The 16,414-nt window shown below is 71.2% G+C and carries 14 protein-coding genes; 10 read left to right on the forward strand and 4 right to left on the reverse strand.

From position 1 onward, the window contains the following. Positions 1 to 482: 482 nt before the first annotated feature. Positions 483 to 1,169, forward strand: a complete 687-nt coding sequence (locus ACLBYB_RS02750; protein ID WP_447697770.1) for a class I SAM-dependent methyltransferase — start codon at positions 483 to 485, stop codon at positions 1,167 to 1,169. Positions 1,170 to 1,219: 50 nt separating this feature from the next. Beyond that, positions 1,220 to 1,831 (forward strand): membrane protein, encoded by a 612-nt coding sequence (locus ACLBYB_RS02755; RefSeq protein WP_020091709.1) that lies wholly within the window; start codon positions 1,220 to 1,222, stop codon positions 1,829 to 1,831. A gap of 40 nt (positions 1,832 to 1,871) precedes the next feature. On the opposite strand, the gene ACLBYB_RS02760 is transcribed toward ACLBYB_RS02755, so the two are convergent. Continuing rightward, a complete protein-coding gene (locus ACLBYB_RS02760; RefSeq protein WP_447697771.1) occupies positions 1,872 to 3,563 on the reverse strand; it encodes an aminotransferase class III-fold pyridoxal phosphate-dependent enzyme in 1,692 nt (563 codons plus the stop codon). Positions 3,564 to 3,595: 32 nt separating this feature from the next. Between ACLBYB_RS02760 and asd the strand changes: the two genes are divergently transcribed. After that, positions 3,596 to 4,507: an archaetidylserine decarboxylase gene (asd, locus tag ACLBYB_RS02765; protein ID WP_447697772.1), complete on the forward strand. Its 912-nt coding sequence runs from the start codon at positions 3,596 to 3,598 to the stop codon at positions 4,505 to 4,507. 10 nt (positions 4,508 to 4,517) lie between these two features. Here the strand turns inward: asd and ACLBYB_RS02770 are convergent, their stop codons facing one another. From ACLBYB_RS02770 to ACLBYB_RS02780, 3 genes are all read right to left on the reverse strand, one after another. Continuing rightward, the gene (locus tag ACLBYB_RS02770) at positions 4,518 to 6,185 is read right to left on the reverse strand and encodes a methyl-accepting chemotaxis protein (RefSeq protein WP_447697773.1); all 1,668 of its coding nucleotides are present in this window, start codon (positions 6,183 to 6,185) and stop codon (positions 4,518 to 4,520) included. A gap of 401 nt (positions 6,186 to 6,586) precedes the next feature. Further along, complete coding sequence (locus ACLBYB_RS02775) at positions 6,587 to 6,889, reverse strand: hypothetical protein (RefSeq protein WP_020091704.1); 303 nt, start codon at positions 6,887 to 6,889, stop codon at positions 6,587 to 6,589. A 138-nt stretch (positions 6,890 to 7,027) separates the two neighbouring features. Beyond that, positions 7,028 to 7,738, reverse strand: a complete 711-nt coding sequence (locus ACLBYB_RS02780; RefSeq protein WP_026604719.1) for a GntR family transcriptional regulator — start codon at positions 7,736 to 7,738, stop codon at positions 7,028 to 7,030. A gap of 112 nt (positions 7,739 to 7,850) precedes the next feature. Between ACLBYB_RS02780 and ACLBYB_RS02785 the strand changes: the two genes are divergently transcribed. The 7 genes from ACLBYB_RS02785 (at position 7,851) to ACLBYB_RS02815 (ending at position 16,413) form a co-directional block, all read left to right on the forward strand. Continuing rightward, entirely contained in the window at positions 7,851 to 8,909 is a 1,059-nt protein-coding gene (locus ACLBYB_RS02785; protein ID WP_447697774.1) for a zinc-dependent alcohol dehydrogenase, read from the forward strand. Continuing rightward, a complete protein-coding gene (locus ACLBYB_RS02790; RefSeq protein ID WP_447697775.1) occupies positions 8,906 to 9,922 on the forward strand; it encodes an NAD(P)H-quinone oxidoreductase in 1,017 nt (338 codons plus the stop codon). The genes ACLBYB_RS02785 and ACLBYB_RS02790 overlap by 4 nt, the downstream gene beginning before the upstream one ends. Further along, the gene (locus ACLBYB_RS02795; protein WP_447697776.1) at positions 9,922 to 11,649 is read left to right on the forward strand and encodes an acetolactate synthase catalytic subunit; all 1,728 of its coding nucleotides are present in this window, start codon (positions 9,922 to 9,924) and stop codon (positions 11,647 to 11,649) included. Before ACLBYB_RS02790 ends, ACLBYB_RS02795 begins: the two co-directional genes overlap by 1 nt. A 67-nt stretch (positions 11,650 to 11,716) precedes the next feature. After that, positions 11,717 to 12,937 carry an ABC transporter substrate-binding protein gene (locus ACLBYB_RS02800; protein ID WP_447697777.1) on the forward strand — a complete coding sequence of 407 codons (1,221 nt, stop codon included), beginning with the start codon at positions 11,717 to 11,719 and terminating at the stop codon, positions 12,935 to 12,937. A gap of 56 nt (positions 12,938 to 12,993) precedes the next feature. Next, positions 12,994 to 13,881, forward strand: a complete 888-nt coding sequence (locus ACLBYB_RS02805; RefSeq protein WP_447697778.1) for a branched-chain amino acid ABC transporter permease — start codon at positions 12,994 to 12,996, stop codon at positions 13,879 to 13,881. Positions 13,882 to 13,892: 11 nt separating this feature from the next. Then, positions 13,893 to 15,722 (forward strand): branched-chain amino acid ABC transporter ATP-binding protein/permease, encoded by a 1,830-nt coding sequence (locus ACLBYB_RS02810; RefSeq protein ID WP_447697779.1) that lies wholly within the window; start codon positions 13,893 to 13,895, stop codon positions 15,720 to 15,722. Next, positions 15,709 to 16,413, forward strand: a complete 705-nt coding sequence (locus ACLBYB_RS02815) for an ABC transporter ATP-binding protein (RefSeq protein WP_020091696.1) — start codon at positions 15,709 to 15,711, stop codon at positions 16,411 to 16,413. The genes ACLBYB_RS02810 and ACLBYB_RS02815 overlap by 14 nt, the downstream gene beginning before the upstream one ends. Position 16,414 lies beyond the last annotated feature (1 nt).

Here is a 16,414-nt window from a genome sequence, read left to right on the forward strand (position 1 = left end):
GAGAAGCCGAAGCACGGCCGACGCGCGGTCGAGGCCTTCCGCGCCGGGCAAGATCAGGTGGCTCGAAGGGTCGCATATCACCACTCGTGCATAGATGTGACGCGTATCACATCAGTATTTTGCCAGCAAATGGAATGGCCGTTGGCGTGTTTGACGGATGTGTCACAAGCTTGTCAAACGAACGACATAGCTTTGCCGGCGGAAAGACTTCTGCGGAGAGGCGGCGTGGGGTCGTTGATGATCCGGGCGGCGTGGCATGATCGAGATCCCGCCTCCCTCGCCCATTGTGACCGCTCCCTGCCTTGTCGCGACGACGCTCGGCGCTCTCGGGGCGGACAAGCGCGAGCCCTTGGCCGGATCTTGGTCTGACCAACGGACGCGCGGTGACGCGAGCTGAGCTGGTGAACGCCTGCCTCAGACCTGCAGCCGACGGTCGAGGTGAGCCGTCGGGCCGACCTTGCCGACAACGAGACAGGACACCCATGGCCCTCGGAATGCACGACACCGGTTCCTCGCGCGCGGGCACGCTCGGGCCCGATCTCGACCGCGACGGCGTCGCCAAGGCCTACGGCCGCTGGGCCCCGGTCTACGATCTGGTCTTCGGGCCCGTCTTCGCGCAGGGCCGTACCCTGGCGGCGGCCGCCGCCGAACGGATCGGCGGCCGCATCCTGGAAGTCGGCGTCGGCACCGGCCTGTCGCTGCCGGCCTACAGGCGCGCCCGCAGCATCGTCGGCATCGATATTTCGGCCCCCATGCTCGAGAAGGCGCGTCAGCGCGTGGCGCGGCTGCGTCTGCGCAACGTGGAGCGCCTCGCCGTCATGGACGCCGAGCAGCTCGACTTCCCGGACGCCGCTTTCGACGTGGTGGTGGCGCAGTACGTCGTCACGGCTGTCCCCAATCCCGAGGCGGCGCTGGACGAGTTCGCCCGGGTGCTGCGCCCCGGCGGCGAGATCGTGATCACCACGCGGATCGGCGCCGAGGCCGGCCTGCGGCGCGCGGTGGAGCGCGCCCTCGCTCCGGTGACGAGCCGCCTCGGATGGCGGACCGAGTTCGCCTGGGAGCGCTACGCGGCCTGGGCCGCCGGCGCGCCGGTGGAGATCGTCGAGCGCCGGGCGCTCCCGCCGCTCGGCCACTTCTCCCTGCTGCGCCTGCGCAAGCGCGCCGCCTGAACGCGCATCAGCTTCGACCAACCCACCACAAGCGATCGGGGACCCACATCATGGCGAGTTTTCGGGAGGCACTGCGCGTTCAGCGCTGGGACGACCACCGCTACTATCACCACAACCGCGTCAATCAGAGCTTGCACGTGGTGAGCGCGATCAGCTTCCTGGTCGCCTACGCCCTGGCGTTCAGGGATCCGGCCACGGCGGCCCTGATCGGCTGGCTGGTGGCGATGACCTCGCGGCAGGCCGGCCACCTGTTCTTCGAGCCGAAGGGCTACGACCACGTCAACGACGCGACCCACGAGCACAAGGAGGAGATCAAGGTCGGCTACAACCTGCAGCGGAAGGTCGTGCTCCTGGCGATCTGGGCCCTGTCGCCCCTGCCGCTCTACTTCGACCCGAGCCTGTTCGGCCTGATCGCGCCGCACCAGAGCACCGCGGACCTGATCCGCAACGTCGGCTGGATCTGGCTGTGGCTGGCGCTCGCCGGCCTGCTGTTCCGGATGGTGCAGCTCTTCGTCCAGCGCGACGTCCAGACCGGCCTCGTCTGGGTGACCAAGATCCTCACCGACCCGTTCCACGACATCAAGCTCTACCACAAGGCGCCGCTGGCCCTGCTGCACGGCGAGCTGGTCGAGGAGCGGGAGCCGCACGAGCGCGGCGCCTGAGCATAGGTCGCGCGCCGGGCCCGTCGCCCGGCGCGCCGGATCAGCCCTGATCCGGGGCCCGCAGGCCCAGGCGGGCCCCGAGGCCACCCAGGCGGATGGCCGCGACCTCCCGCAGGATCGACCGGCGGATCGCCCTGTCGCTCGGCGCGCCGCCGTCCCACCAGCCGTCCGCCCGCATGGCCCGCGCCGCCGCCTCGAAGCGCGTCGCCACGGCCTCGAAGGCCGCGTCGTCGTACGCGAGGCTGAAGATCATCCGGCCGGTCCCGACCCACGACAGGGCCAGCCCCTCGGCGCGCAGGTAGAATTGCAGCATCCAGTTGTAGCGCGACGGCTCGGTGTACAGGACCGTCCACACCGTCGACATGTTGGCGACCCGCACCGGCAGGCCGGCCTCCGCCAGCCGGGCATTCAGGTGACGCGCGCGCGCGTCCCAGGTCGCGTCGAGGTCGGCGTAGAGTGCGGTCACCGCCGGGCTGTCCAGCCGGTCGAGGAACGCGCCCATCGCGCCCATCACGTAGGGATGGGCGTTGAAGGTGCCCCGCGCGAAGCAGATGTCGACGGGCCGGTCCTCCCTGTACCGGCGCATCAGGTCGGCGCGCCCGCAGAGGACGCCGACCGGCAGGCCACCCCCCAGGGTCTTGCCGTAGGTGACCATGTCGGCGCGCACGCCGAAATACGCCTGCGCGCCGCCGCGGGCGAGCCGGAAGCCGAGGAAGACCTCGTCGAGGATCAGCACGATGCCGCGGGCACTGCACACCGCCCGGAGGTCGTGGAGCCATTTGGTGTAGGCGGCGCGGTCGAAGGACGCCCTGCGGCCGCTGTCGACCAACGCGGAATCGGCCGGCGCGCCGGCATTCGGGTGCATCGCCTGGAGCGGGTTGACCAGGACGCAGGCGACGTCGCGGCGGCCGGCGAGCACCCGCAGCGTCCGTTCGGACATGTCGGCCAGGGTGAGCGTGTCGCGGGTCGGGACCGGGTTGCCGATGCCCGGCTGCACCTCGCCCCACCAGCCGTGATAGGCGCCGCACAGGCGGACGATCCGGCGGCGGCCGGTGTGGTAGCGGGCGAGCCGCACGGCCTGCATCACCGCCTCGGTCCCGGACATGTGGAACGAGACCTCGTCGAGGCCCGAGATCGCCTTCAGCCGCGCGACGTTGCCGGTGACGACCGGGTGGAGCGGCCCGAGCACGGGACCGAGGGCCGAGACCCGCGCCGCGCCCTCCTCCAGGCAGGCCCGATAGAAATCGACGCCGAACAGGTTCACGCCGTAGGAGCCGGCGAGGTCGTAGAAGACGTTGCCGTCGAGGTCCGTGACGGTGACGCCGGCGGCGGCGGCCGCGAAGGCGCCGGTGCCAAGATGGGCGCGCACGTGCCGGGCGTACTGGAACGGCACCCGGTAGAGCCCGGTGAACTGGATATCCGAGAGCCCGTCGCGGACCGCCTCGGTCTCGGCGCGTGTCCGGGCGAAGCGCGCCCGGAACAGGTCGGAGAGCCGCGCGAAGCCGGCCTGGCGCCGGCGCGCCACCGCCTCGTCCGGATCGTCCGACCGGAAGAAGGCGCGCTCCGAGTAGGCGTAGTTCGGGATCAGCCCGGCGACGCGCCGGGCCATGCGGGCGTGGCCGGTGAGCGAGCGATGCTTCGCCCGGGAGAGCTGCAGGCGCTCGGCCGCCCGTGGCAGGGCGAGCACCGCGGCGACGGTGGTGGCGGACAGGGTGACGAGGAGCGCGGACATCGCCCCGCGCCCTACCGGAGGCGGTTCACGGCATGATGACGGTTTCCGGATCCCGGCTGCGGACTGTCCTGGCGCGTGTCGGCGCGCAGGAGGATCTCAACTTCCTGCTGACGAACCGGCTGCCGCGCCGTCTCGCCACCCGCTTCATGGGCTGGTTCAGCCGGATCGAGCAGCCGCTGATCCGCGACCTCTCGATATCGACCTGGCGGCTGTTCTGCGACGTCGACCTCCGCGACGCGCGGGAGACACGCTTCCCCAGCCTCCACGCCGCCTTCGTGCGCGCCCTGCGTCCCGGTGCCCGGCCGATCGCGGCCGATCCGGCCGTGCTCACGAGCCCCAGCGACGCGATCCTCGGGGCCCATGGGCGCATCGAGGCCGGACGCCTGTTCCAGATCAAGGGCCTGTCCTACCCGCTCGCCGACCTGCTCGGCGGGGACGTCGCGCTGGCGCGCGCCCACGAGGGCGGCAGCTACGCCACCCTGCGCCTGACGGCCGGGATGTACCATCGCTTCCACGCGCCGCACGACCTGCGGGTCGAGTCGGTGCGCCATATCTGGGGCGACACCTGGAACGTGAACCCGATCGCCCTGAAACGCGTCGAGGCGCTGTTCTGCCGGAACGAGCGCGCCGTCCTGCGCCTGCGCCTCGCGGAAGGCGGCCACGCGGTGACGCTGGTGCCGGTGGCGGCCATCCTCGTTGCCGGGCTGCGGCTCGGCTTCCTGCCCGAGGGTCTCGCCCTGCGCGAGACGGGCGGACGGACCCTGGCCACCGCGGCGCGCCTCGCGAAGGGCGCCGAGATGGGCTGGTTCGAGCACGGCTCCACCATCGTGGTGCTGACGCCTCCAGGCTTCACGCTCTGCCCCGGGCTCTCCGTCGAATCGATCCTGCGGGTCGGCGAGCCCCTGATGCGGCTGCCACCGCTCCCTGGATCGTCCGGCCGCTGAGCGTGTCGCCTCAGGCGGCCCGCACCGCCGCCAGGTACTCCGCGACCGCCGCGTTCAGGGTCTCCGACTGTCGCGACAGGGTGGTGGCCGCGTCCAGGGCCGCGGCCGCGGTCCGGCCGGTCTCGCCCGCGGCCTGCGTGATGCGCCCGATCGTGACCGTGACCGCATGGGTGCCGTCGGCGGCCTGGCTGACGTTCCGCACGATCTCCTGCGTCACCGCCTCCTGCTCCTCCATCGCGGCCGCGACGCCCGTGGCGATGGTCCGAAGGTCCAGGACAGCGGCGGTGATCGCCTGGATGACGTCGACCGCGCGGTGGGTCTCCTTCTGAATGGTCGCGACCTGCTCGGAGATCGTCTCGGTCGCCCGGACGGTCTGCGCCGCCAGCGCCTTGACCTCTGTGGCGACGACGGCGAAGCCGCGTCCCGCCTCCCCGGCGCGGGCCGCCTCGATGGTGGCATTCAGCGCGAGCAGGTTCGTCTGCGCGGCGATCCCGGCGATCAGGCTGACCACGGTCCCGATCCGCTCGGCGCCGTCGGCGAGGCTCATCACGAGGGTGTTCGTCTCCGACGCCTCAGTGGCCGCGCGCCGGGCCATGTCCGAGGAGCGCGTGATCTGGCCGTTGATGGACCCGATCGACGTAGCCAGTTCCTCGCCGGCCGCCGCGACGGTCTGAACGTTGATCGCTGTCTGCTCGGCCGCCGAGGACACCTGGAGCAGCTGCGTCGCGGTCTCGCCGGCGCTCCGGTTCATCGTCGCGGCGGCGGCTTCCATGGACGAGGCGCTGGCGGACAGCGCCTCGGTCAGGCGATCCATCCGGGCACGGAACGCCGCGGTGGCGCTGTCCAACGTCTCGGCGCGGCGCGCCTTCGCGGCCGCCTCGTTGGCGGCGGCGGCATCCGTCGCGCGCTTCGCGACGAGCGCGTCCTTGAAGACCTGGACAGCCTTGAGCATCGCGCCGATCTCGTCGCCGCGGTCCGCACCGTCGATCCGCACGTCGAGGTCGCCCGCGGCGAGACGGGTCATCGTCGCCGTGGTCCGCGCGATCGGGCGGGTGACTTGGACGAGGATCACGCGGATGCCGTACCCGACCGCGAGCGCGGCCCCGGCGAGTGTCGCGAAGAGCAGGATTCGCAGGCGCCGCGCCATCGCGTCCGCGCGTTCGAACTCGGCGCGGGCCTCGCGGACCTGCAGGTCGGACAACTCGCCGATGGCCGCCGTCGTCGGACCCATCGCGCGGAGCAGATCGATCCGGGTCGCGGTCACAGCGTTGAGGTCCCCCTTCGTCAAGGCGCGGACGAGGTCGGTGACGATCGCCACGTCCCGATCGAATCGCGTCGTCAGGCTCGCGACGAGCTGTGCCTCCTCGGGCGTGAGGTACGTGGTCAGGTAGGCGGACCAGGCTTCCTTCGCCCGTGCCAGCTGGCGATCGAGGATCGTCACGGCTTCGGACGCCTGAATCGCGTGGAACTCGAAATCCCGCGTCGCGGTCAGCATGGCATCGAAGGCATCGCGCATCGCGCCGAACTGGCTGAGCGGCATGACCCTGTCGGCGTAGATCGATTCGAGGCCCCGGAAATCTTTGTAGAGCGCGTAATTGCTGAGCGCTGCTGATCCTACGAGGAGTGTACCCAGCACCCCGAGAAGCGCGAAAAGCCTACCTTTGATCGTGTGAATCATCGATGGCGACCGTATCGTAGTCGGAGTGTCGAGCGACGATGGCGGTCTAACATTCCGGATGAGCGTTTCAAGAATTTTTGTGTACTTCGAGACGGCGATACCGTGGAGATTTCACGCCGTTGGATCTGGTTTTTTGAGGAAAACGACAGTTTTATTGAGATAATGACTTGTTCATTGTTCCGATCGTGCGAGCAATGCTAATTCTGTTCCTCGGATGGACGTTGAAGCCCGGGCGCTCAGGTAATGCGTCCAGTTCGATGCCGGCGGCTCCGTGAACGCCGCGCAGCACCACAGCTACGACTCGCGCGCAGCGCCGTCGGTTCTGCGGAACGGTGTCCTGCTGTAGCCCGGCGTACAGACCTTCGGGTGGCGGGGCCGCGTTCGACGACGAAGCCTGCCGCTCAGCGCTGCACGGCCTCGATGTCATCCTCGTAGATCGAGTCCGGCTGGCAGGCGTGCCATTCCTTCTTCTCGTCCGCCTGCCCCTTGCGGCCCCAGCAATAGCCCGCCTGCGCCAGGCGTCCGCTCAGCCGATCGCGCAACCGACACTGCTCCCGCGTGATAGCGGGATCGCCGGTGCTCTCGCAGGCGCGTGCGGCGTTCGCCTCGGCCGTCAGCAATTCCGGAACGGTCGGAAGCTGCTGCTGGGCGCGCGCGCCCGTGGCGGCGAAGACCAGAGCGAGGACGGCGAGATCGGCGCGCATGGGTGCACGATAATCGAGCTCCGGCGTTCCGCAACCGCGGGCCAATCGACGCCGGCGCCTTCGGGGCCGTGGCCGCCGAGGTCGGCTCGTTGCTTCGGCCATCGATCGATCGCTCGTAGACTCTCCGCGAGCCGGTCATCACCCTGTGGCGGCCGCGCGGACATGCGCGAACAGGCCGCTCCCGCCGCGCTCGATGTCCTCGCGCACGGCATCCCGGGCCGCCTCCGGGTCACCGCGGCGCAGGGCGTCGATGATGCGGCGATGGGGGTGCGGCTCCCAGTCGGGGACGCCGTCATCGTAGAGGTGCGACAGGATCGGGCCGCAGCGCACCCACAGCAACTCCACGATCTCGTACAGGATCGGCATCTGTCCGAGCCTGCACAGCGTCAGGTGAAACTCGGTGTTGAGGTTCACTGCCCGCGCGAAGTCGCGGCTCGCGTGACAGTGCGAGATCTGCGCGTGGATCGCCTCGAGGTCGTCGACCTCGGCCGCGCGGCTAGCTGCCCCAGCGGCGGCGGCACGCCCCTCGAGATCCGTGCGGATCGCCCGGATCTCCAGGAGCTGATCCAAGGTCAGGCGGGGCACGACGACGCTGCCGCGCGCGTCGAGGGCGAGGGCCTTCTCGGCGACGAGCCTGAGAAGGGCCTCGCGCATAGGGGTCGCGCTGATGCCGAACCGGGCCGACATCGGCCGGAGCCTCAGGCGCGTGTCGGGTCGCAACTGCCCGCGCATCAGCGCGACGCGCAGCTCGCGGTAGGCCCGCTCGCTCAGGCTCTCCTTGACGATCGGGCGGACCCAGTCCGGCACGATATCGCCTGTTTCCGGTTCGGACGCCGAAGCGCTTGACATATTGCTCCCCTTCGTCCGATGTTTGTTATAACAAATTACGCCTAGCGTCGACGGCACGTGCCGCGAGGCAGGCCGCCGGGCCGGCGGGCTCGGCGGGAGACAGGGGACGGAAATGCTTGCGTTGCGCAAGGCGACCGCCGCCTTCGGGGCGGACCTCGTCCACGTCGATGCGCCCGCTGCCCCGGGCACGGGACGCGTCACCGTCGCGGTCGCCGCGGCCGGCATCTGCGGCAGCGACATCCACGCCTTCGAGTGGACCCCGGGCTACGGGTTCATGACCGCGTTCATGCCGGTCACTCTCGGTCACGAGTTCTCCGGCACGGTCCGGGCGGTGGGGGACGGCGTGACCGCGCTCGCGGTCGGCGACCGGGTCACCTGCTGGCCGACGGTGCCGTGCGGCGCCTGCGCGGCCTGCGCCGCCGCGCGGCCGCAGGATTGCCAGGGCCGCCGCATCGTCGGCCTGCACGCCGACGGGGCCTTCGCCGATCAGGTCGTCGTCCCGGCCGACAATTGCCGCCGCCTGCCGGTCGGGTTGCCGCTGACCGTCGCGGCCCTGGCCGAGCCGCTGGCGGTCGCGGTCAACGCGGTGGACGTCGCGGAGGTCGGTCCCGGCGACCGCGTGGCGGTGCTCGGGCCGGGCCCGATCGGCCTCTGCATCGCCTTCGTGGCACAGCAGCGGGGCGCGGACGTGCTGCTCGCCGGGCTCGACGACGCCGCGCGCCTCGACCTCGCCCGGCGGATCGGCATCCGCCGCACGGTCGATCTCGCCGGCATCGGCCTGGACGACGCCGTCCGGCGCGCCTTCGACGGGGAGGTCGACCGGGTGGTCGAGGCGACCGGTTCCGCCCGGTCGGTCAGTGACGGGTTGGCCGTCCTGCGCTCGGGCGGCGTGATGGTGGTGGCCGGCATCCATTCCGGCTCCCTCGACCTCGACCTGACGGGTTTCGTGCGCAGCAAGAAGCAGCTGCGCGCGGCCCACGACACGACGGCGCGCGCCTTCGACGCCGCGCTCGCGCTCCTCGCGGCGCATGCCGGGACGCTGGCGGCGCTGATCACCCACCGCCGCCCCCTCGCGGAAGCCGGGGCGGCGTTCGAGCTGGCGCGCAGCCGGCAGGCCATGAAGGTGCTGCTTCTCCCGGAAGCGGCGGCGAGCCGGGAAACGGAGCGATGAGCATGGGCATGCGAGCCGTGATCGCCGACGGACAGGGCGGTCCCGAGGTCCTCCGGATCGTCGAGCGTCCGCGCCCGGAGCCGGGCCAGGGCCAAGTGCTCGTGCGCGTCGAGGCCGCGGGCATCAACCGTCCGGACGTGATGCAGCGCGAGGGCCGCTACCCGCCGCCCCCCGGCGCCTCGGACGTGCTCGGCCTCGAACTCGCCGGGATCGTCGAGGCGCTCGGGCCCGGCGCGGGCCGCTTCCGGACCGGGGACCGAGTGATGGCGCTGGTCCATAGCGGCGCCTACGCCGAGTGGGCCGTCGTCGACGAGGCGGTCGCTCTGCCCGTGCCGGAGGGCCTCCCGGCGGTCGAGGCGGGGGCGATCCCCGAGACCTACTTCACCGTCTGGAGCAACGTGTTCGAGCGCGCCCGGCTGCAGGCGGGCGAGAGCCTCCTGATCCACGGCGGCTCCTCGGGTATCGGCACCACGGCGATCCTGCTGGCGAAGGCCCGGGGCGCCCGGGTGATCGTCACCGCGGGCTCGCCCGAGAAATGCGCGGCCTGCCTGACGCTCGGCGCGGACGCGGCCATCGATTATCGGCGGGAGGATTTCGTCGCCGCGGCCAGGGCCGCCACCGGCGGGAGCGGGCCCGACGTGATCCTCGACATGGTCGGCGGCCCCTACATCGCCCGCAACCTCGACGCCGTGGCGGTCGACGGGCGCATCGCGCAGATCGCGTTCCAGCAGGGCTCGCGGGTGGCGGAGATCGACTTCCAGCCGCTGCTGATGAAGCGGGTGACGCTCACGGGCTCGACGCTGCGCGCCCGGCCGGTGGCCCTGAAGGCGCGCCTCGCCGAAGCCCTCGCCGAGCATGTCCTGCCGCTGCTCGCGGCGGGCCGCGCGCGGCCGCCGATCGATTCCGTGTTCCCGTTCGAGCGGGTCGCGGAGGCCCATGCCCGCATGGATGCGGGCCAGCATATCGGGAAGATCGTCCTGTCGATGGGCGACGCCGCGCAGGGGAGCCGCTGATGTCCGAGATGTCCGAGCGCGCCAACATGACCGGTGCCCACGCCCTCGCGGCCGCGCTCCACCGGCACGGCGTCCGCGACGTGTTCGGCCAGAGCATCCCCTCGGCACTGTTCCTGGCCGCGCCGCATCACGGCATCCGCCAGATCGGCTACCGCACCGAGAACGCGGGCGCCGCCATGGCCGACGCCTACGCGCGGATTTCCGGCCGGGTCGCGGTGGTCGCGGCCCAGAACGGGCCCGCCGCGACCCTGCTGGTGCCGGGCCTCGCGGAAGCCCTGAAGGCCTCGATTCCGGTCGTGGCGATCGTCCAGGACGTCCACCGCCGCTTCACCGACCGGAACGCCTTCCAGGAACTGGACCACCTCGCCCTGTTCGCGGGCGTCGCCAAGTGGGTCCGCCGGGTCGCGGTCGCCGAGCGCATCGACGACTACGTCGACATGGCCTTCGCGGCCGCGGCCTCCGGGCGGCCCGGGCCGGCGGTGCTGCTGGTGCCCCTGGACCTCCTCGACGAGCGGCCGGACTTCGAGGCCGCCGCGCCGCGCCGGTCGGCGAGCCTGGGCACCTACCCCCTCGACCGCACGGTCGCCGACCCGGCCCGGATCGCCGAGGCCGCGGACCTGATCGCCGGCGCGCGGCGTCCCCTCGTGATCGCGGGCGGCGGCGTCCATTCCTCCGGGGCCTACCCGGAACTCGCCGCCCTGCAGGGTCTCGGACTGCCGGTCGCCACCACGGTGATGGGCAAGGGGGCCGTCGCCGAGACCGACCCGCTCTCCGTCGGCGTCGTCGGGTACTTCATGGCGCCGCGGGCGCGCTCGTCCCACCTGCGCAGCCTCGTCACGGAGGCCGACGTCGTCCTCCTCGTCGGAAACCGCACCAACCAGAACGGCACCGACAGCTGGTCGCTCTACCCGGCGGACGCCCGCTTCATCCATCTCGACGTCGACGGGGGCGAGGTCGGCCGCAACTACGAGGCCCTGCGCCTCGTCGGCGACGCCAAGCTGACCCTCGCCGCCCTCGCCGAGGCGCTCCGGCAGCGCGACCTCGCGGGATTGGAGGGCCGCCGCGCGACGCTCGCCGACACGATCGCCCGCGCCCGCGAGGCCCACGCCGGCGACATGGCCCGCCTCGTCGACATGGAGGCCGCGCCGATCCGGCCGGAGCGGATCATGGCGGAGATCGACGCGGTGACGACCGCCGAGACCGTCGTCGTCGCCGATGCGAGCTACGCCTCGATCTGGATCGCCAATTTCCTGACGGCGCGGGAGGCCGGCCAGCGCTTCCTGACGCCGCGCGGCATCGCGGGCCTCGGCTGGGGCCTGCCCTTCGCCCTCGGCGCCAAGGCCGCCCGCCCGGACGCGCCCGTGATCTGCGTGACCGGCGACGGCGGCTTCGGCCACGTCTGGTCGGAGCTGGAGACGGCGCGGCGGATGCGGCTGCCGGTCATCGTCGTCGTCCTGAACAACCAGATCCTCGGTTACCAGAAGCACGCGGAGCTGAGCCTGTTCGGCGACTTCACCGACGTCTGCGACTTCGAGGCGGTCGACCACGCCGCCATCGCGCGGGCCTGCGGCTGTGCCGGGACGCGGGTCGAGCGCCCCGAGGATCTCGCACCGGCGCTGCGCGACGCGCTCGCGGGCGGCGCCGTGACGGTGATCGACGTGATCACCGACCAGCGCGCCTACCCGCCGATCACCAGTTTCGAGGGCAAGGACGCCCTCGTCTACTGACGCCGACGATTGACCCGACCGAAAGGCGCGCGAAGCGCCGGGTCGGCGACTGACACGGGAGGAAACGATGAGAGTTCTGGCGCGTGCACTCGCCGCCGCCCTCGTGCTGGGCGCCGCGGCCCAGGCGGCGGGACCGACGACGGCCCGAGCCGCCGACGTGAAGTTCGGCGCGCTCTTCCCGTTCAGCGGGCAGCTCGCCCTGCTCGGCGAGGAGAGCGCCCGCGGCGTCGAGATCGCCGTCGACGAGATCAACGCCGCCGGCGGCGTCCAGGGGCAGAAGGTGGTGCTCGCCCGCGGCGACGCCGTCGACAACAACCAGGCGATCGGCGAGGCACGCCGCCTCATCTCCCTGGAGAAGGTGGCGGCGATCTTCGGCTCCTACTCGTCCGCCCGCTCCATCGCCGCGAGCCAGGTGGCCGAGCTGTCCGGCATCCCGTATTTCGAGCTCGGCGCGGTGGCCGAGGAGGTCACCGGGCGCGGGCTCCAGTACCTCTACCGCACCAACCCGACGGCCGAGGACATGGCCAAGCTGGCGGTGGAGATGATCGTCAACAAGGCCGCCGCCGGGCTCGGCAAGAAGCCCGAGGACCTGAAGATCGGCATCATCTACGAGGATTCGAGCTACGGCACCTCGGTGGCGGGCTTCCAGAAGAAGTTCGCCGCCCAGGCCAAGCTCAACGTCGTGACCGCGCAGGGCTACCCCGCCTCGACGGTCGACATGTCCTCCCTCGTCCTCGACCTGAAGGGGCGCGGCATCGACGTCCTGCTCCAGACGTCCTACCAGAACGATTCCGTGCTGTTCCTGCAGCAGGCCAACGAGGCGGGCTTCAAGCCGGGCGCCATCATCGGCGGCGGCGGCGGCTACTCGATGCAGCCCACCGCCGACGCGGTCGGCCACAAGGTCATCGAGGGCGTGCTCGACACGGATTTCACACAGTACCTCGTCAACACGAAGTACACGCCCGGTATCGAGAACTTCGTCGCGGCCTATCAGAAGAAGTACGGGAGCGCCCCGCGCTCCGGGCACTCCCTGAACAACTACGTCGGCGCCAAGCTCATCCTCGAGGCCATCGGCAAGGCGAAGGGCTTCGAGCCCGAAACCATCGTCAAGGCCGTCCAGGCCATCGACGTGAAGGACGGCGTCACAGCGGTCGGCTACGGGTTCAAGTTCGGCAAGAACAACCAGAACGAGCGCGCCGCGATGATGGGCATGCAGTGGCAGGGCGGCAAGCTCGTCACGGTCTATCCCGACAGCGCCGCCGTCGCGCCCATGGAGATGCGCAAGTAACCGCAGGTCTCCGAAGGTAACAGCGCCGCCGTCACGCAGGTCCACGGAGATCGGGGATGGACGTCTTCCTCCAAGTGCTCGCCAACGGGGTGATGCTCGGCGGCCTGTTCGCGATCGTCAGCGTCGGGCTGACCCTGATCTTCGGCATCGTGAAGGTCGTGAACTTCGCCCACGGCGAGTTCCTGATGGTCGGGATGTACCTGACCTATCTCGCGGTGACCGGGCTCGGGCTGCACCCCTTCGCGGCGGTGATCCTCGTCGTGCCGGTCCTGTTCCTGCTGGGCGCCCTCACCCAGCGGTTCCTGATCCAGCCCCTGCTCGCCGCGGGCGACCATCACATCCAGATCTTCGCCACGGTGGGCCTGTCGACGGTGCTGATCAACCTCGCCCTCCTCGTCTTCGGGGCCGACATCGCCAACACGCCGCCGTCGGGCCTGCGCCAGCCGCTGGAGATCGGCCCGGTCCGGGTGCTGCTCGGGCAGGTGGTGATCCTCGGGTCCGCGATCGTGCTGGTGGCGGGGCTCCAGATGTTCCTGGCGCGCACCCGCACGGGCCGGGCGATCCGCGCGGTCGCTCAGAACCGCGCGGCGGCCAAGCTGATGGGCATCGACGTCGACCGGATCTACGCCCTGACCTTCGGCATCGGCGCGGCCTGCGTCGGGGTGGCGGCGGTGCTGATCGCGCCGCTCTACCCGACCTCGCCCAACAGCGGCACCTATTTCGTGCTGATCGCCTTCGTGGTCGTCGTGCTCGGCGGCCTCGGCTCCATCCGCGGCGCCTTCGTCGGGGCGATCCTGATCGGCCTGATCGACAGCGTCACGGGCTTCTACGTCGGGGCCGACATGCGCGAGGTCGCGGTCTTCGGCGTGTTCCTGGCGATCCTGATCCTGAAGCCCTCGGGCCTCTTCGGGCGGCAGCTGCGGCTGTCCCACGTCTCGCCGTGAGGGAGCCCGCGATGACCGATATCCCGCTCGCCGCAGCACCGTCCGCGGCCCCGACAGCCGCACCGTCCGCCGCATCGTCCGCCTTCCCGCGCCGGGGCGCGGCAGCGCTGGCGCTCGTCCTCGCGGCCCTGGTGGCGGTGCCGGTCGCGGTCGGCAACCCGTTCATCTACCACGTCTTCATCACGATCTGCGTCTTCGCCGCGCTCTCGACCGCCTGGAACATCGTCGGCGGCTACGCCGGCCAGCTCTCCCTCGGCCACGGCATCTTCTACGGTCTCGGCGCCTATTGCGGGATGCTGCTCGTCGGCGCCGGGATCAGCCCGTGGATCGGCATAGTGGCCGGCGCCGCCCTCGCCGTGCTGGTGGCGCTGGCGATCAGCTACCCGTGCTTCCGGCTGCACGGGCCGTTCTTCTCGCTGGCGACCATCGCCTTCCTCGAAGTCTTCCGCGTCCTGGCGCTGCATTTCCGGGACCTGACCGGCGGCGCCACCGGTCTGATGATCCCGCTGAAGTTCGGCTGGACGTGGATGGTGTTCCGGGACCGCTGGCCGCCGCTGGCCATCGCCTTCGGGCTCCTCCTGCTGACCCTGGCGGTCGCGTGGTGGATGCGCAGCCACCGGATCGGCTTCTACCTCGTCGCCACCCGCGAGCGGGAATCGGCCGCGCGCGCCGCGGGCGTGCGCACGGTGCGGGTGCGGCTCGTCGCCGTGGCGGTGTCGGGGGCGCTCACCGCGATGGTCGGCACCTTCCACGCCATGTACCTGACCTTCATCGAGCCGGCGGCGATGTTCTCGCTGACCCTGTCGATCCAGATCGCGATGTTCGCGCTGATCGGCGGACTCGGCACGGTGTTCGGGCCGCTCCTCGGCGCGCTGCTCCTCGTGCCGATCACCGAGCTGGCCCGCGGCTGGCTCGGCGCCAAGGCCCTGGGGCTCCACGGCCTGGTCTACGGCCTCGTTCTGGTCCTCGTCGTCCTGTTCCTGCCCAACGGGCTGATGGGCCTCGTGTCCCGCTTCGCGCGGGCCCGCGCGGGCGGCCGCGGCGCGCAGGCGGCGTCGGTTCCGGCCGTTCCGCGGGTCCCGGAGCGGCCGCCGGTCGGCGCGGACCTGATCCGGGTCGAGGGCCTGCAGAAGCGCTTCGGCGGCCTGCACGTCACCAACGATGTCGGCTTCACGCTCCGGGAGGGCGAGATCCTCGGCCTGATCGGCCCCAACGGGGCCGGCAAGACCACCGTCTTCAACATGATCTCGGGCTTCCTCAAGCCCGATGCCGGCACGGTGAGCGTCCGCGCGCCGGACGGGACGTGGCACCGGCCGGGCCGGCCGTCGGATTTCGCGACGCTCGGCGTCGGCCGCACCTTCCAGATCGTGCAGCCCTTCGCGGCCATGACGGTCGAGGAGAACATCATGGTCGGCGCGTTCCACCGCCACGGCGACGTCCGCGAGGCCCGGGCGGTCGCGCGCGAGACCGCCGAGCGGATGGGGCTCGCGCCCTGGCTCGGGAGCGAGGCGCGCGGCCTCACCATCGGGGGCCTCAAGCGGCTCGAGGTCGCCCGCGTGATGGCGATGCGCCCGCGCGTGCTGCTGCTCGACGAGGTCATGGCCGGCATCAACCAGACCGACGTGCGCCGCGCCATCGACCTGATGCTGTCGATCCGCGACACCGGCGTCAGCATCATCGCGATCGAGCATGTCATGCAGGCGGTGATGGCGCTCTCCGACCGGGTGATCGTCCTGAGTTCCGGGCAGATCATCGCCCAGGGCAGCCCGCAGGACGTGGTGCGCGACCCCGCCGTGATCGAGGCGTATCTCGGCAAGGAGTTCGCCCATGCTCACGCTTGAGCGCGTGGATGCTGGTTACGGCGCGACCAGCATCCTGCACGCCGTCTCGCTCGAGGTGCGCGCCGGCGAGGTGGTGACGATCGTCGGCGCCAACGGGGCCGGCAAGACGACGACGCTGCGGACCATCGCGGGCCTGGTGAAGCCCACCCGCGGCCGGATCCTGTTCGAGGACGAGGACGTCACCCGGCTCTCGGGCCACGAGATGGTGGCGCGCGGCGTCACCCTGATCCCGGAGGGGCGCCAGCTCTTCCCCGAGATGACGGTGCGGGAGAACCTGCTGATGGGCGCCTACCGCCGCGCGGCGCGCGAGCGCCAGTCGGAGACGCTCGCGGACGTGCTCGACCTGTTCCCGCGGGTGCGCGAGCGCCTCGACCAGAATGCCGGCTCCCTCTCGGGCGGCGAGCAGCAGATGGTGGCCATCGCCCGCGGGATGATGGCCCGTCCCAAGCTCCTGATGTTCGACGAGCCCTCGCTGGGCCTCGCGCCGATCGTGGTGGCGCAGGTCTTCGCGGTGGTCGACCGGATCGTGAAGACCGGCGCCACCGTCCTGATCGTCGAGCAGAACGTGTTCCACACGCTGCAGGTGGCCGACCGGGGCTACGTTCTGGAGAACGGCGAGATCGTCCTCGCCGACGCGTCCGCGGCCCTGCTCGACAACGACCACGTCCGACGCGCCTATCTGGGGATCTAAG

It is taken from the genome of Methylobacterium sp. D54C (assembly GCF_053345595.1).

Excerpts from the sequence above, each read along its gene's own strand:
- ACLBYB_RS02750 (WP_447697770.1), top strand. The coding sequence starts at position 483 with ATGGCCCTCGGAATGCACGACACCGGTTCCTCGCGCGCGGGCACGCTC.
- ACLBYB_RS02755 (WP_020091709.1), top strand. The coding sequence starts at position 1,220 with ATGGCGAGTTTTCGGGAGGCACTGCGCGTTCAGCGCTGGGACGACCAC.
- ACLBYB_RS02760 (WP_447697771.1), bottom strand. The coding sequence starts at position 3,563 with ATGTCCGCGCTCCTCGTCACCCTGTCCGCCACCACCGTCGCCGCGGTG.
- asd (WP_447697772.1), top strand. The coding sequence starts at position 3,596 with ATGATGACGGTTTCCGGATCCCGGCTGCGGACTGTCCTGGCGCGTGTC.
- ACLBYB_RS02770 (WP_447697773.1), bottom strand. The coding sequence starts at position 6,185 with ATGATTCACACGATCAAAGGTAGGCTTTTCGCGCTTCTCGGGGTGCTG.
- ACLBYB_RS02775 (WP_020091704.1), bottom strand. The coding sequence starts at position 6,889 with ATGCGCGCCGATCTCGCCGTCCTCGCTCTGGTCTTCGCCGCCACGGGC.
- ACLBYB_RS02780 (WP_026604719.1), bottom strand. The coding sequence starts at position 7,738 with ATGTCAAGCGCTTCGGCGTCCGAACCGGAAACAGGCGATATCGTGCCG.
- ACLBYB_RS02785 (WP_447697774.1), top strand. The coding sequence starts at position 7,851 with ATGCTTGCGTTGCGCAAGGCGACCGCCGCCTTCGGGGCGGACCTCGTC.
- ACLBYB_RS02790 (WP_447697775.1), top strand. The coding sequence starts at position 8,906 with ATGAGCATGGGCATGCGAGCCGTGATCGCCGACGGACAGGGCGGTCCC.
- ACLBYB_RS02795 (WP_447697776.1), top strand. The coding sequence starts at position 9,922 with ATGTCCGAGATGTCCGAGCGCGCCAACATGACCGGTGCCCACGCCCTC.
- ACLBYB_RS02800 (WP_447697777.1), top strand. The coding sequence starts at position 11,717 with ATGAGAGTTCTGGCGCGTGCACTCGCCGCCGCCCTCGTGCTGGGCGCC.
- ACLBYB_RS02805 (WP_447697778.1), top strand. The coding sequence starts at position 12,994 with ATGGACGTCTTCCTCCAAGTGCTCGCCAACGGGGTGATGCTCGGCGGC.
- ACLBYB_RS02810 (WP_447697779.1), top strand. The coding sequence starts at position 13,893 with ATGACCGATATCCCGCTCGCCGCAGCACCGTCCGCGGCCCCGACAGCC.
- ACLBYB_RS02815 (WP_020091696.1), top strand. The coding sequence starts at position 15,709 with ATGCTCACGCTTGAGCGCGTGGATGCTGGTTACGGCGCGACCAGCATC.